General features: G+C 66.9%; 9 protein-coding genes. 5 read left to right on the top strand and 4 right to left on the bottom strand.

The window, feature by feature from the left end; genetic code table 11:
* Window positions 1-42 precede the first annotated feature (42 nt).
* Window positions 43-1,743 carry a long-chain-fatty-acid--CoA ligase gene (locus ACIOU8_RS02985; protein WP_400785635.1) on the top strand — a complete coding sequence of 567 codons (1,701 nt, stop codon included), beginning with the start codon at window positions 43-45 and terminating at the stop codon, window positions 1,741-1,743.
* Between the two features lie 47 nt (window positions 1,744-1,790).
* Complete coding sequence (locus tag ACIOU8_RS02990) at window positions 1,791-3,614, top strand: DEAD/DEAH box helicase (RefSeq protein ID WP_400785637.1); 1,824 nt, start codon at window positions 1,791-1,793, stop codon at window positions 3,612-3,614.
* Between the two features lie 136 nt (window positions 3,615-3,750).
* Here ACIOU8_RS02990 and ACIOU8_RS02995 read toward each other — a convergent pair whose 3' ends face one another.
* From ACIOU8_RS02995 to ACIOU8_RS03010, 4 genes are read right to left on the bottom strand one after another with little or no spacing between them, the layout of a single operon-like run.
* A complete protein-coding gene (locus ACIOU8_RS02995) occupies window positions 3,751-4,236 on the bottom strand; it encodes a hypothetical protein (RefSeq protein WP_400785639.1) in 486 nt (161 codons plus the stop codon).
* Window positions 4,233-6,548 carry an NAD-dependent DNA ligase LigA gene (gene ligA / locus ACIOU8_RS03000; RefSeq protein ID WP_400785641.1) on the bottom strand — a complete coding sequence of 772 codons (2,316 nt, stop codon included), beginning with the start codon at window positions 6,546-6,548 and terminating at the stop codon, window positions 4,233-4,235. Before ligA ends, ACIOU8_RS02995 begins: the two co-directional genes overlap by 4 nt.
* A 42-nt stretch (window positions 6,549-6,590) precedes the next feature.
* Window positions 6,591-7,688 (bottom strand): tRNA 2-thiouridine(34) synthase MnmA, encoded by a 1,098-nt coding sequence (gene mnmA, locus ACIOU8_RS03005; RefSeq protein ID WP_400785643.1) that lies wholly within the window; start codon window positions 7,686-7,688, stop codon window positions 6,591-6,593.
* A gap of 9 nt (window positions 7,689-7,697) precedes the next feature.
* The gene (locus ACIOU8_RS03010) at window positions 7,698-8,873 is read right to left on the bottom strand and encodes a cysteine desulfurase family protein (RefSeq protein WP_400785645.1); all 1,176 of its coding nucleotides are present in this window, start codon (window positions 8,871-8,873) and stop codon (window positions 7,698-7,700) included.
* Between the two features lie 94 nt (window positions 8,874-8,967).
* Here ACIOU8_RS03010 and glgX point away from each other — a divergent pair, with 94 nt between their 5' ends.
* The 3 genes from glgX to glgB all read left to right on the top strand — a co-directional run bounded on the left by glgX (window position 8,968) and on the right by glgB (window position 15,381).
* A complete protein-coding gene (gene glgX, locus ACIOU8_RS03015) occupies window positions 8,968-11,040 on the top strand; it encodes a glycogen debranching protein GlgX (protein ID WP_400785647.1) in 2,073 nt (690 codons plus the stop codon).
* Between the two features lie 76 nt (window positions 11,041-11,116).
* A complete protein-coding gene (locus tag ACIOU8_RS03020) occupies window positions 11,117-13,180 on the top strand; it encodes an alpha-1,4-glucan--maltose-1-phosphate maltosyltransferase (protein WP_400785649.1) in 2,064 nt (687 codons plus the stop codon).
* A complete protein-coding gene (glgB, locus tag ACIOU8_RS03025) occupies window positions 13,177-15,381 on the top strand; it encodes a 1,4-alpha-glucan branching protein GlgB (RefSeq protein ID WP_400785651.1) in 2,205 nt (734 codons plus the stop codon). Before ACIOU8_RS03020 ends, glgB begins: the two co-directional genes overlap by 4 nt.
* The last annotated feature ends 14 nt before the right edge of the window (window positions 15,382-15,395 follow it).

A 15,395-nucleotide genomic window follows, 5' to 3' on the forward strand; every position in this document is an offset into this window, starting at 1 on the left:
TCGTCTCCCGCAGTCGAGCGGGGCCGGTCCTATGCTGGGCAGGTGAGCTCCTACCAGCCTCCCCGCCCATGGATCGCCAGCTACGCGGACGGCGTCCCCGAGGATCTCGCCCCCGTCTCGGGATCGCTGATCGACATCGTCGCCGCATCCGCTCGCGACTACCCGGACGCGCCCGCGCTGCAGTTCTTCGGACGTGAAACGACCTATGCACAGCTGCAGGACGCGATCGACCGCGCCGCCGAGGGCCTGCGCGACCTGGGTGTGCGCGCCGGGGATCCGGTGGCGATCGTCCTGCCGAACTGCCCGCAGCACATCGTGGCGTTCTACGCGGTGCTCCGTCTGGGCGCGGTGGTCGTCGAACACAACCCGCTCTACACGCCGCGCGAACTGCGGAAGCAGTTCGAGGACCACGGCGCGAAGCACGCGATCGTCTGGAACAAGGTCGTCTCGACGGTGCAGGAGTTCCCCGCGGATCTCGCAGTGACCAATCTCATCTCCGTGGACGTCACCAGGGCAATGCCTCTCCGCACCCGCGTGGCTCTGCGACTGCCTGTGGCGAAAGCGCGTGAATCGCGGGCGGCGCTCACCGAGCGCGTGCGCGGAACCATCACGTGGGACGCACTCGTGCAGTCGTCACCCATTCCCACGACGCACCCGCAGCCCGCCACCGGCGATCTGGCCATCATCCAGTACACGTCTGGGACCACGGGCGCCCCGAAGGGCGCGGCTCTCACCCATGGGAACCTGCTCGCGAACGCCGCCCAGTCGCAAGCGTGGGTGCCGTCCATCCAGCGCGGCAAGGGCTGCGTCGTGTACGCGGTGCTGCCGATGTTCCACGCCTACGGACTCACTCTGTGCCTGACCTTCGCGATGTCGATGGGTGCGCGCCTCGTCCTGTTCCCCAAGTTCGACCCGGACCTCGTCCTCGATGTAATGAAGAAGCGCCCGGCGACGTTCCTTCCGCTCGTGCCCCCGATCGCAGATCGGCTGCTCACTGCGGCCAATACCAAAGGCGTGTCGCTCGACGGAATCGAGGTTGCGATCTCCGGTGCGATGGCGCTGCCGCACGAGCTGGTGGTGCCGTTCGAGGCGGCGACGCACGGCTTCCTCGTCGAAGGCTACGGGCTCAGCGAGTGCTCCCCCGTCCTCATGGCGAATCCGGTGGCGGACAACCGCGTTCCGGGCACGGTGGGTCTTCCGTTGCCCGGCACCGAGTGCCGCGTGGTCGATCCCGAGAACCCGACCGTCGATGTCGCACCCGGCACAGCCGGCGAGCTCCTCGTGCGCGGTCCGCAGGTGTTCTCGGGGTACTACGGCAAGCCGGAGGAGACCGAGGCTGTCTTCGTCGGCGAGTGGTTCCGCACTGGAGACATCGTGACGGTCGATGACGCGGGATTCATCAGAATCGTCGACCGCATCAAGGAGCTCATCATCACCGGCGGCTTCAACGTCGCGCCGACCGAGGTGGAGCGCGCACTGCGCCAGCACCCGCAGGTCGTGGATGCCGCGGTGGTCGGCCTCCCGAGCGATCACTCCGGCGAAGAGGTCGTCGCCGCGATCGTCGTGGACCCCGGAACGGACGTGGACGTCGAGGCGATCCGCGAGCACTCACGCAGCATCCTCACCCCCTACAAGGTGCCTCGTCGCATCTTCGTCGTGGACGAACTGCCGAAGTCATTGATCGGAAAGGTCCTTCGGCGGCAAGTGAAGGAGAAGCTCCTGGCGCTGACGTCGGGCGCCTGAGGGCGCCCTCACAGGCGCGGGAACTCGGGACGCGCTACCCTTGATCAGTGACCCCTGAAGACGCTGTATCCACCGAAGCCCCCGAGACCCCTGGATTCGAGGAACTCGGTATCACCGGACCCGTCCTCAAGGCGATCCGCGACCTCGGCTACGAGACCCCCTCCCCCATCCAGGCCGCGACGATCCCCACTCTCTTGTCGGGCCGCGACGTCGTCGGCATGGCGCAGACCGGAACGGGAAAGACCGCCGCCTTCGCGCTCCCCGTGCTGGAGCGCCTCGACGTCTCCCAGAAGACGCCTCAGGCTCTGGTGCTCGCACCTACGCGCGAGCTCGCTCTGCAGGTCTGCGAAGCCTTCGAGTCCTACGCCTCGAAGATGAAGGGCGTTCATATGCTGCCCGTCTACGGCGGCCAGGCCTACGGCGTGCAGCTCTCTGCACTGCGACGCGGCGTGCACGTGATCGTCGGAACGCCCGGCCGCATCATGGACCACCTCGCCAAGGGCACCCTCGACCTTTCGCACCTGCAGTACCTGGTGCTCGACGAGGCCGATGAGATGCTGAAGATGGGCTTCGCGGAAGACGTCGAGCAGATCCTCGCGCAGACGCCCGTCGAGAAGCAGGTCGCACTGTTCTCCGCAACGATGCCTCCGCAGATCCGTCGCCTCGCACAGAAGTACCTGCGCGATCCCGAAGAGATCAGCATCAAGTCGAAGACCGCGACGGGCACCAACATCACGCAGCGCTACCTGGTGGTCTCGTACGCCCAGAAGGTCGACGCTCTGACCCGCATTCTCGAGGTCGAGAACTTCGACGGGATGATCGTGTTCGTGCGCACCAAGAACGAGACCGAGACCCTCGCCGAGAAGCTGCGCGCTCGTGGATACTCGGCCGCCGCCATCAACGGCGACGTGGCTCAGGTGCAGCGTGAGCGCAGCGTCAATCAGCTCAAGGACGGCAAGCTCGACATCCTCGTGGCGACGGACGTCGCCGCACGTGGTCTCGACGTCGAGCGCATCAGCCACGTCATCAACTTCGACATCCCCACCGACACCGAGTCGTATGTGCACCGCATCGGTCGCACCGGCCGTGCGGGACGCAAGGGCGACGCGATCAGCTTCATCACGCCTCGCGAGCGCTACCTGCTCAAGGCGATCGAGAAGGCGACGCGTCAGCAGCCCGCTCAGATGCAGCTGCCCAGCATGGATGACGTGAACACCACGCGTCTTGCGCGTTTCGACGACGCGATCACGGCGGCGCTCGGCGACAACCCGCGGATCGAGAAGTTCCGCGACATCATCGCCCACTACGTGCGCAACCACGATGTGCCGGAGGCCGACGTGGCGGCGGCGCTAGCGGTCGTCGCCCAGGGTGACACTCCGCTGCTGCTGGACCCCTCGGACGACCCGCTGACGAAGGCGGTCGAGTTCGACAACCGTCCGCCGCGGGAGCGCAACAACCGTGACCAGAGGGAGACCCGCGAGCCTCGCGAGCGCCGAGGACGGGGCGACTACAAGCCCTACCGCATCGAGGTCGGTCGACGTCACCGGGTCGAACCGCGTCAGATCGTCGGCGCGCTCGCGAACGAGGGCGGCCTCGGCCGTGACGACTTCGGCGCCATCAACATCCGGCCGGACTTCACGGTCGTCGAGCTGCCCGCGAACCTCGATTCCTCGGTGCTCGACAAGCTCAAGGACACCCGCATCTCGGGTCGGCTGATCGAGATCAAGCCCGATCGCGGCCCCGCATCGCGACGCAACGACGGTGGCGCTCGAGGCGGCTTCGACCGCCCCCGCCACGATCGGGATGACCGTCCGGCCCGCAGCGACGACCGTGGCGAGAAGCCGTTCCGCAAGCCGCGCCACAAGGACTGACCATCACATGCACATCGAGCGCGCCGGGGCCGACGAAGTTCGGAGCCTGGCGCGCTTGAAGTGGATGGACAGAGCCAAGGCTCGGGTTCGGCGGATCACCGAAGTTGCTCCAGCACATCGCCGAAGCGTGAGCGCTTCAGGAGCCTGAAGCTCCTGTCGCCCCGCTGCGTGCGAGGCGGACGGCGATATCGAGAAGTGATTCCGGGCGGGCGAGCAGCGATCGCTGCTGCGGGTGGTCGATGAGGTGCTGCAGCAGCCTGTGGGCACCATCGACTGTCGGAGCCCAGTACCCGCCGACATGGTGACGACTCAAGGGTGCGCTGGTCGATTCGCCGTCGATCAGCACGTCGACCGTGCCGTCGTCCGGATCCAATCCGAGATCGGAGACGGCAAGGAACGTCAGCGCACCGATCACGATCGTGCTGACAAGTCCCGGCAGCCGGAATCGCGTCACAGGAACATCGAGAAGCACGCGCTCGACCTGGGCCCACGGAACGAGTCCTCGATTCTCGGTGCCTTCACGGAAGAGCACGGCGTCCGGTGTGAGGCGCAGGTGATGCCTTCCCGGATCGCCGACGGCGAGGGCGCCCGGAACGACGATCAACGGTCCGTAGCGCTTCATCCGAGCGCGTCCGGCCCTTCGGTGACGAGCACGTGGAACTGGGCGGCGTCGAGGATCCGGATGCCCAGTTCCTCGGCCTTGCCGAGCTTCGACCCCGCACCAGGACCGGCGGCGACGAAGTCGGTCTTCTTGGAGACGCTCGATGCCGCCTTGCCGCCCGCCTTGATGATGGCCTCCTGCGCGCCGTCACGCGTGTAGCCGTCGAGCGAGCCCGTGGCGACGACGGTGATCCCTTCCAGCACGCCTCCCTCGATCACTGCCGCACCCGGGCCCGGGTGTCCTGGCGTGGTCCATTGAACACCGGCTTCGGTCCACCGACGCACGATCTCGTGGTGCCAGTCCACATCGAACCAGGCGAGCAGGGAGTCCGCGATGATGCCACCGACGCCTTCGACTGCAGCGAGCTCGTCGCGGGATGCGGCGCGGATCGCGTCGAGCGAACCGAACCACTGCGCCAGCGCTCTCGCCGCAACCGGCCCGACGTGGCGGATGTTCAGCGACACGAGAAGACGCCAGAGATCTTTCGTCTTCGCCTTCTCGAGCTCGGCCAGAAGAGTGAGCGCCTGAGAAGACGGCTGAGGACCCTCGAGTCCTGACTTCTTTTCTGCAGCGGTGGGGTTGCGTCGGAACGGAGCGCGCATCTTGACTACTCCGTCATCGTCTTCCTTCGGCAGCCCCGTCTCGGCGTCGCGCACGAACAGCTCGATCGGCACGATCTCGTCGAGGGTGAGCGCGAACAGGCCGGCCTCGGTCTCGAGGGGCGGCACCGCGGGAGATGTCGGTTGGGTGAGCGCGGCAGCAGTGACTTCTCCGAGAGCTTCGATGTCGAGGGCACCCCGCGATCCGATGTGCTCCACGCGACCGCGCACCTGCGCTGGGCACGATCGCGCATTCGGACACCGCAGATCGATGTCGCCCTCTTTCATCGGACGCAGCGGAGTGCCGCACTCGGGGCACTCCACAGGCATGACGAACTCGCGCTCCGTGCCGTCGCGCTTTTCGACGACCGGCCCGAGCACCTCGGGGATGACGTCGCCCGCTTTACGCAGCACGACCGTGTCGCCGATGAGCACGCCCTTGGCCTTCACGACGTCCTTGTTGTGGAGCGTCGCCTGCCTGACCACCGATCCGGCGACCTGTGCCGGCGCCATCACAGCGAACGGAGTGGCACGACCCGTGCGTCCCACCGACACGACGATGTCGAGGAGTTTCGTCTGAACCTCTTCCGGCGGGTATTTGTAGGCGATCGCCCATCGCGGAGCGCGACTCGTCGCGCCGAGCTCGTCGTGCAGCGAGAGCTCGTCGACCTTGACCACGATGCCGTCGAGCTCGTGCTCGATGTCATGTCGGTGCTCGCCGAAGTACTCGACGAAATCGGTCACCTCGTCTATTCCGGTGCACACCTTCGTGTGCGGGCTCGTGGGAAGCCCCCATTTCGCAAGCTGGTCGTATACCTGGCTCTGCGCGGCCACCGGCGGGTTCTCCCATGCGCCGATGCCATGGACGTAGAGGGCGAGCGATTCGATGCGCAGCATTCCGGCCTCGAGCTCGAGGCCGTTCTTCTTGTCGATCTGCTGCCGCAGGCCCCCGCTCGCCGCATTGCGCGGGTTGGCGAAAGAGGGGAATCGACGGGCCGCGGCCGTTCTGGCCTTCTCTTCGTCGAACGGTCGCTTCGCCCCGCCTCGGGCCTCCCAGCGGGCGAATGCGTCGTCATAGGCGCGATCGCGGAAGGCGGCCTGGGCTGCGTTGAGACGCTCGAATGCCGCCACGGGGATGAACACCTCTCCCCTGACCTCGACGATCGGCGGATGCCCCGTGCCCTCGAGCTGAAGCGGGATCTCGGGCAGTCGCAGAGCGTTCTCCGTCACGATCTCACCGACGCGGCCGTCGCCGCGCGTGGCCGCCGATGTCAGGCGTCCATTCTCGTAGCGAAGGTTGATCGCGAGCCCGTCGATCTTCAGCTCCGTGAGCCAGTCGACGTCCCTCCCCGCAGCGGCGCGAGTCTTCGCAGCCCACTCCCTGAGCTCGTCGATCGAGAAGACGTTGTCGAGGCTCAGCATCCGCTCGGCGTGCTCGATCGTCGCGAGTCCCGTCGCCTCTGCCGCGCCGACCATCTGCGTCGGTGAGTCCTGCCCCTGGAGCTCGGGATGCAGACGCTCCAGCTCCTCGAGTCGATGCATCCAGCCGTCGTACGTGCGATCGTCGACGACCGAGGTGTCGCGCCCGTAGTACGCGTCTTTCGCCTCGAGGATGCGAGTGGTCAGCTCGTCGGCTTCGATACGGGCGTCTTCCAGCGAGATGTTCTCCGGCACTCCGCCAGTCTACGAGCGGCCGCCGACATCCCGACGGAGGCGCTACGCGTCGACCGGTACCGCAGACACCGTGCGGTCGATCGTGAACTGACCCAGGACGCGAGTGCCGACGTAGAGGACAGCTGTCTGCCCCGGTGCGACTCCGTTCAGCGGCTCCTCGGGTACGACGCGCACGCCGTCGGCTGAGACGAACGCCCGAGCGACCTCGGGTTCCGCGTGAGCTCGGATCTGCACCTCGCAGTCGAACTCGGAGTCCACGGGCGCTGCTCCCGCCCAGCTGAATCGAGCACCGGCGATCTCGCGGATAGCGAGCGCCTCCTTCGGTCCGACCACGACGGTGTTCGACACCGGGCGCACTTCGAGGACGAACCGGGGCTTGCCGTCCGCCGCCGGAACACCGAGCTTGAGCCCACGACGCTGGCCCACTGTGAAGGCATGTGCCCCCTCGTGCGAGCCCACGACGTCACCGGTGCGGTCGACGATCTCACCCGTCGCGGTGCCGACCTTCTCAGCCAGCCAACCGCGCGTGTCGCCGTCAGGGATGAAGCAGATGTCATGGCTGTCGGGCTTCTGCGCGACCGTCAACCCGCGCTCCGCGGCCTCAGCCCGAACGACAGCCTTCGAGGGTGTCGTGCCGAGCGGGAAGTAGGTGTGGGCCAGCTGCTCGGCCGTCAGCACGCCGAGGACGTACGACTGATCCTTCGCATTGTCGGCCGCACGATGCAGCTCGAGGCCGGCGTCTGTGGTAACAAGTGTCGCGTAGTGCCCCGTGCAGACCGCGTCGAAGCCGAGCTCGATCGCGCGTTCGAGCAAGGCGGCGAACTTGATCTTCTCGTTGCAGCGCATGCAGGGGTTGGGAGTGCGCCCGGCTTGATACTCCGACACGAAGTCGGCGATCACGTCTTCGCGGAACCGCTCCGAGAAATCCCAGACGTAGAAGGGAATGCCGAGGAGATCTGCTGCGCGGCGCGCATCGAGCGCGTCCTCGATCGTGCAGCAGCCTCTGCTTCCGGTGCGGAGGGTGCCGCCTGCGCGGGACAGCGCGAGATGCACTCCGACGACGTCATGCCCCGCTTCCACGGCACGCGCGGCCGCGACTGCGGAGTCCACCCCGCCACTCATGGCCGCAAGAATCCTCATGCGACCAGTCTACGAGCGCGCAGCTGAGCCGGAGCCGGATGCGCGCGAGTACGCGTCCGCGATCGAAGCGAGAACCGCGTCGACGTCGGCATCCGTCGAGGTTCGTCCCAGCGAGAAACGGAGCACGCTGCGTGCTTCCCGTTCGCTGAACCCCATGGCCATCACCACATGCGAGGGCTCCGCGACGCCCGCCTGGCACGCGGATCCGGTGGATGCCGCAATGCCCGCCATGTCGAGCAGGAAGAGAAGGCTCTCCCCCACAGCGCCGGGAAACAGCACGTGCACGTTGCCCGGAAGCCGTTCGGCGCGGTCGCCCAGGACCTCGGCAGTCGGAATTCGGGTGAGGATGCCGTCGATCAGACGATCGCGCATCGCGCTCAGTCGGACACTCTCGGTCTGCAGCTCCGCCTCGGCGAGTTCCAGCGCGATCGCGAACGCAGCTGCCCCCGCGATGTCTTGCGTCCCTGCACGGAGGCCTCTCTGCTGCGCGCCCCCGCGAAGGAGCGCCGAGAGCCGCGCGGAGCGAGCGACGACCAACGCACCGACACCGACGGGGGCGCCGATCTTGTGGCCGGCCACGCTCATCGCCACCAGACCGACGGCGTCCGCTGCGTGGCCTCGCAGGGCCCGGAACGACAGCGGAACATGACCGAGCGCCGACACGGCATCGAAGTGCAGTGGCACCTGCGCCACTGCGGCGGATGTCGCCAGCGCCGCTGCGTCGTTGATGGTCCCCGCCTCATTGTTGGCTACCAACGCCGTGGCCAGCGCAGCCCCCGACAGCTGCGAGGTGAACGCTGCGACGTCTATTGCTGCCGAGCGAAATACCGGTACAGCGCGAAGGACCGCTCCCGCCGCGATCAGAGCCTCGACGGTGTCCATGGTGGCGTGATGCTCGGCATCCGGCATCACGATGGCGTCCGTTCCCGGTTGGCGCGCCTGCCACAGCCCCTGCAGCGCGAGATTGATCGACTCGGTGCCGCCGGAGGTGAAGACGACCTCAATGGGATCGCAGTCGAGCACAGCAGCAGAGCGTTCACGCGCTTCCTCGAGCAGTCGTCGGGCATCCTGCCCCGCGCCGTGGGTCGACGACGCATTGCCGACCAACGTGCTCGCCTCCAACCACGCCTCGCGTGCCTCGGGGCGCAGCGGAGCCGTCGCGGCGTGATCGAGATAGTGCTGCATCCTTCAACTCTCCCCCATTTTCATCACCCGGGGTGCACATGGAACTGAGTGCACGGTGTCCTGGCACCCGGGCGCAGAGCCCTATTGTGTATTCATGCCCGCGATCCGAGACATCACCGTGCCCGGCGGTACTGCACTCGACAACCTCGGCGTTCGCCTTCACGACGGCGTCGGAACACTCCGCGTCTGGTCGCAGAACGCGTCCTCCATCGAGCTCGTCGTCTTCGATGCCACCGACCTCGACTGGGTGATCGATCAGGTCGACCTCGCCCGCCTTCCCGGGGGTATCTGGGAAGTGACCACGGAGCTGCTCCAACCGGGCACCCGATACGCCATCCGTGTCGGCGGACCGCATGGCCCCGGCAACACCTTCAACCCCGAGACCCTCCTGCTCGATCCGTATGCCCGTGGTCTCGCCCAGGGCGACGGCTACGAGGAGTGGCGCTCGGTCGTGATCGTCGACGGGTTCGACTGGGGCGACTCCGTCAAGCCGCAGATCCCGCTCGACCGGACCGTGATCTATGAAGGGCATCTGAAAGGGCTGACCAAACGCCACCCCGATGTGCCGCCCGCTCTGCACGGCACGTACGCCGGCCTCGCGCACCCGGCCATGATCGAGTACTTCCACGCTCTGGGCATCACATCCATCGAATTGCTCCCCGTTCAGGCGTTCGTGCCGGAGCCTCGGCTGCTCGAGCGCGGCCTCACGAACTACTGGGGCTACAACACCCTCAACTTCTTCACACCGCACAACGCCTACGCGTCGGAGGACGCACGCAAGGGCGGCCCCGAGGCCGTGCTCGCCGAATTCAAGGGCATGGTGCGGCTGCTCCACGAGGCAGGACTCGAAGTCATCCTCGACGTCGTCTACAACCACACCTCTGAGGAGGGCCTCGGCGGCCCCCGCTCGAGTCTGCGCGGGATCGACAACGCGAGCTACTACCGACAGGACGCATCCGGCGCGTACATCGACACGACGGGGTGCGGCAACACGCTCGACACCTCGACCGATGCCGGCGCCCGACTCGTGCTCGACTCGCTGCGCTATTGGGCGCAGGAGATGCAGATCGACGGATTCCGGTTCGACCTCGCCGCGGCCATCGCCCGCGATGCCTCACACACCTACACCCCGGATCACCCGCTGCTCACGGCGATCGCGAACGATCCGATCCTCAAGGAGACCAAGCTCATCGCGGAGCCGTGGGACGTCGGTATGGGTGGCTGGCAGACGGGGAACTTCCCGAAGGGCTGGCTGGAGTGGAACGACCGCTACCGCGACCGCGTGCGCAACTTCTGGCTGAGCGACATCGACTACGCACGCCGCGCCTCCGCTCCCGTCGGCATCGGCGGCTTCGCGACGCGTCTCGCCGGCTCCTCCAACACCTTCGCTGACAAACGGGGCCCGCTCGCGAGCATCAACTTCGTCACGGCGCACGACGGATTCACCCTGCACGACCTCGTGTCGTATGACGTCAAGCACAACGAGGCGAACGGCGAGCAGAACCGCGACGGCGCCGACATGAACCGCGCGTTCAATCACGGCATCGAGGGCCCGACCGATGACCCGGCCATCCTCGCCGCCCGTCGGAAGGCGATGCGCAATCTGCTCGGCACCCTGCTGCTGTCTGCGGGAATCCCGATGCTCACCGCAGGCGATGAGGTCGGACGCACGCAACGCGGCAACAACAACGCCTACGCCCAGGACTCGTCGATGACCTGGCTCGGATGGGACGAAGAGCCGTGGCAGGAGGATCTCCGCGCGCACGTCGCTCGACTCATCCAGCTCCGTTCGGAGAACCCCGCTCTCCGGCCGAGCCGGTATGCCCGACTCGGCGAGCACATCCCCAACGCCTCCGTCATGGACTGGTTTGACCAGAACGGCGAGACGATGGAGAGCGAGCAATGGACGGACCCGGGCAACCGGACGCTGCAGTACGTCGCTGCCTCGACCCCCGATCGCGAGGCAGCCAACCGGATCCTCCTCATCGTGCACGGCACGGAGTCGCCGATAGACGTGCGCCTCCCTGAGGAACTCGAGGATGCGACGCGCTTCGTCTCGCTGTGGTCGAGTGCCGACGACAGGCCGGATGACGGCGGTGAGGTGTTCGCTCCGGGCGACATCCTGCCCATCCCGGGCACCTCGATGCGACTCTTCCGCGTGGAATGACGGGCGGCGCGCCGGTGCCTTCTGCAAGCTACCCGCTCGCCTTCGGGAGCGGTACATTCGGGAGGTGGCCGCACGTATGAGCAGCACCAGTCCGAAGGCTCTCCGAAGCCCCGCACAGATCCCGTCGCGCCCGTTGGGTGCCGTCTCGGACGGCGACGGGCTCGTCGCGACCCGCATTCCGCTGGTCGGTGGTACACCGGCCGTGCCGGGCGGTTTCGCACCCAAGGCCTTCGTCGGCGAGGTGGTTCCGTTCAGCGTGGTCGCCTTCCGCGAGGGGCACGACCTGATCGGCGTGCAGCTGCGGTTGACCTCGCCTGAGGGCGACGAGACCCTGCACCGCCTGACCCCATTCCTGGATGGAAGCGATCGCTGGGGTGCCGAGGTCGCGATCGACGTGCAGGGTCGCTGGACCTTTCGCTTCGAGGCGTTCTCCGACGACTTCGCGACCTGGGCTCACGCCGCCGAGGTGAAGGTCGCCGCTGGCGTGGATGTGCCGGTGATGGCGGCGCTCGGGGCCGAGCTGCTCACGCGGGCAGCAGCCGAGAAGGACCGCCCCGTAGCTCAGCGCAGACGTCTCAGTGACGTCGCCGCGGCGCTGAGCGGCGGTGATGCGGCGATCACCACCGCTGCCTCGACCGATGCCGAGCTCGCCGGTTTCTTCCGCGACCGGCCGCTCATGACACTCCGCTCAGCGTCGGCGGCGCACACGCTGCTCGTCGAGCGGACCGCGGCTGGCGTCGGGGCCTGGTACGAGTTCTTCCCACGCTCAGAGGGCGCGCGACGTCTCAAGGACGGCACGGTCAAGAGCGGCACGTTCAAGACGGCCGCCAAGCGCCTTCCCGCTGTCGCCGCCATGGGGTTCGACGTCATCTATCTGGTGCCCGTCCATCCGATCGGGACGACGAACCGCAAAGGCCGGAACAACACACTGACCACCGAACCGGGCGACCCAGGTTCGCCGTATGCGATCGGCTCCGCCGACGGCGGCCACGACGCGATCCACCCCGAGCTCGGCACATCGGCTGACTTCCGCGCCTTCGTGCGAGCCGCGAAGAACGAGGGCCTGGAGGTCGCTCTCGATCTCGCTCTGCAGGCGTCTCCGGACCACCCCTGGGTCGATGAGCACCCGGAGTGGTTCACGACCCTTCCCGACGGCACCATCGCCTACGCGGAGAACCCTCCGAAGAAGTACCAGGACATCTACCCCCTGAACTTCGACAACGACCCCGCCGGCATCTACCGGGAGATGCTGCGTATCGTGCAGCACTGGGTGCGGCAGGGCGTGAAGATCTTCCGGGTCGACAACCCGCACACGAAGCCGCTGCAGTTCTGGGAGTGGCTCATCGCCACCGTGAACGCTCAGGACCCCGACGTGATCTTCCTCGCCGAAGCCTTCACGCGCCCCGCCGTGATGCGCGCTCTGGCGGCCGTCGGGTTCCAGCAGAGCTACAGCTACTTCACCTGGCGCAACACCAAGGCGGAGCTCGAGGAGTTCCTCACCAGCGTCTCGCACGAGACGAGCGACTACATGCGACCGAACCTTTTCGTGAACACGCATGACATCCTCACCGAGTACCTGCAGTTCGGCGGACGCGCCGCCTACCGGATCCGTGCCTGCATAGCGGCCACCGCTGCTCCCGTCTACGGCGTGTATGCGGGCTACGAACTCTTCGAGAATGTGGCGCGCCCCGGTTCCGAGGAGAACATCGACAACGAGAAGTACGAGTTCAAGTTCCGTGACTGGGAGGGTGCAGAGGCCGCCGGCGACTCGCTGGCCCCTCTCCTGCGCCGGCTGAATGAGATCCGCGCAGCGCACCCGGCTCTCCGACAGCTCCGCAACCTCTCCGTGCACTGGAGCGATGATGACTCCGTGCTCGTCTACAGCAAGCATCTCGACGCAGCCTTCACCGGCACCGGCCACTCCGACACGATCCTCGTGATCGCGAACGTCGATCCGCATTCCGTTCGCGAGACCACCGTCCATCTCGACACGACGATCTGGGGTGTGCCCCAGGGCGAGCAGTTCGAGGTGGAGGACCTGCTGACCGGCGCCGTCTGGACCTGGGCCGACCACAACTACGTGCGCCTCGACGCCTTCGCCGAACCGGTGCACATACTGAAGGTGAGGAGACGAGCATGAGCTACGTCGAAGATGCCGCCACGTCATCGGACTGGTCTGCAGTGGCGGCCGGCACCCACCACGACCCGCACGCCGTGCTCGGCTCGCACCCGTTCACGGATGCGCGCGACCGCACCGTCACGGTGATCCGTGCCCGTCGTCCGCTCGCCTCGTCGGTCGCGGCCGTCTTCACTGACGGCAGCCGACTCGACCTCGAACACGTCGCGCACGGCATATGGGAGGCGCAGCACGACGGATCGCCGGTTCCGTATCGGCTCGCCACTGCCTACGGCGACGACGAAGAGACGATCAGCGGCGACCCCTACCGCCACCTGCCCACCCTCGGCGACGTCGATCTGCATCTGATCGCCGAGGGGAGACATGAGCAGCTGTGGCAGGTGCTGGGTGCGCACCCTCGTATCGCCGACGGCGAGAGCGGCGTCGCCTTCGCGGTCTGGGCTCCCAACGCCACAGCCGTCCGTGTCGTCGGCGAACACAACGGGTGGAACGGCGAGCCTCACTCGATGCGCTCGATGGGTGTGAGCGGCATCTGGGAGCTGTTCATCCCCGACCTCGCGATCGGAACGACCTACAAGTACGAGATCCGCACCCGTGAGGGCTCGTGGATCTTCAAGGCCGACCCGATGGCTCAGGCCGCACAGGTCCCGCCCGAAACGGCATCGGTCATCACGCAGTCGACCTACGCCTGGTCCGACGGTGCGTGGATGACCCGCCGTGCGGCGACCCACGCCGTCGCCCAGCCGCTGTCTGTCTATGAGGTGCACCTCGGATCCTGGCGCGGGGGCCTGAGCTACCGCGAGGCGACAGAGCCGCTGATCGCCCACGTCACCGAGGCCGGTTTCACGCACGTCGAGTTCATGCCACTCGCAGAGCATCCCTTCGGGGGCTCCTGGGGCTATCAGGTGAGCGGGTACTACGCGGCGACGAGCCGGTTCGGCAGCCCGGATGACCTGCGGTACCTGATCGATCGACTCCACCAGGCGGGGATCGGCGTGATCATGGACTGGGTGCCCGGGCACTTCCCCAAGGACGCCTTCGCCCTCGCGAGGTTCGACGGACAGCCGCTCTACGAGCACCCCGACCCTCGGCGCGGTGAGCACCAGGACTGGGGAACCCTCATCTTCGACTACGGCCGCCCAGAGGTGCGCGGCTTCCTGGTCGCCAACGCACTCTTCTGGCTGAGCGAGTTCCATGTCGACGGCCTACGCGTCGACGCGGTGGCCTCGATGCTCTATCTCGACTACTCACGCAACGAGGGCGAGTGGGAGCCGAACGTCCATGGGGGCAGAGAGAACCTCGAGGCGATCCGCTTCCTCCAGGAGGTCAATGCGACCGCCTATCGTCTTCACCCCGGCGTGCTGATGATCGCGGAGGAGTCGACGAGCTTCCCCGGCGTCACGGCACCGACCGACCACGCCGGACTCGGCTTCGGGTTCAAGTGGAACATGGGCTGGATGAACGACTCCCTGCAGTACATCGAACGCGACCCGATGTACCGTGCCCATCACGAAGGTGAGATGACGTTCTCCTTCGTCTACGCGTTCGGAGAGAACTATCTGCTCCCGATAAGCCACGACGAGGTCGTACACGGCAAGGGCAGCCTGCTCGCGAAGATGCCCGGCGACCACTGGCACAAGCTCGCGAACGTTCGCGCGTACCTCGCGTACATGTGGGGTCACCCTGGCAAGAAGCTGCTCTTCATGGGGCAGGAATTCGGGCAGCTGGCGGAGTGGTCCGAATCCCGCGAGCTCGACTGGTGGCTGCTGGAGCAGCCGTCGCATGCGCAGCTGCAGAATTTCGTCGGGCAGCTCAATCTCACTTATCGCGCCCAGGCTCCTCTGTGGGAGCGAGACAACGACGGCTCGTCGTTCGCGCGTCTCGGGGCGCCCAGCTGGGACCCGAACGTGATCGCGTTCGAGCGCCGTGACGCACACGGCGGACGTGTCGTCGTGATCAGCAACTTCGCCGGCGTCGAGCGCAGCGGCCACCGCCTCGCTCTACCTGTCGCAGGCGTATGGCAGGAGATCCTCAACACGGATGCCGCAGAGTACGGCGGCCGTGGATCGGGCAATCTCGGCATGGTCGTCGCGCACTCAGATGACAGCGGACCCGCTGTGGCGACAGTGACGATCCCCGCGCTGTCCACCATCTGGCTGCGGCACGAGGGCGAGCCCCACGTGCCAACGATCAGCCGCGGCTGATCAGTCGCGACTGA

It is taken from the genome of Microbacterium sp. NPDC087589, from assembly GCF_044743635.1.
GTDB lineage: Bacteria > Actinomycetota > Actinomycetes > Actinomycetales > Microbacteriaceae > Microbacterium.

Excerpts from the sequence above, each read along its gene's own strand:
- ACIOU8_RS03020 (WP_400785649.1), top strand. The coding sequence starts at position 11,117 with ATGAGCAGCACCAGTCCGAAGGCTCTCCGAAGCCCCGCACAGATCCCG.
- glgX (WP_400785647.1), top strand. The coding sequence starts at position 8,968 with ATGCCCGCGATCCGAGACATCACCGTGCCCGGCGGTACTGCACTCGAC.
- mnmA (WP_400785643.1), bottom strand. The coding sequence starts at position 7,688 with ATGAGGATTCTTGCGGCCATGAGTGGCGGGGTGGACTCCGCAGTCGCG.
- ACIOU8_RS03010 (WP_400785645.1), bottom strand. The coding sequence starts at position 8,873 with ATGCAGCACTATCTCGATCACGCCGCGACGGCTCCGCTGCGCCCCGAG.
- glgB (WP_400785651.1), top strand. The coding sequence starts at position 13,177 with ATGAGCTACGTCGAAGATGCCGCCACGTCATCGGACTGGTCTGCAGTG.
- ACIOU8_RS02995 (WP_400785639.1), bottom strand. The coding sequence starts at position 4,236 with ATGAAGCGCTACGGACCGTTGATCGTCGTTCCGGGCGCCCTCGCCGTC.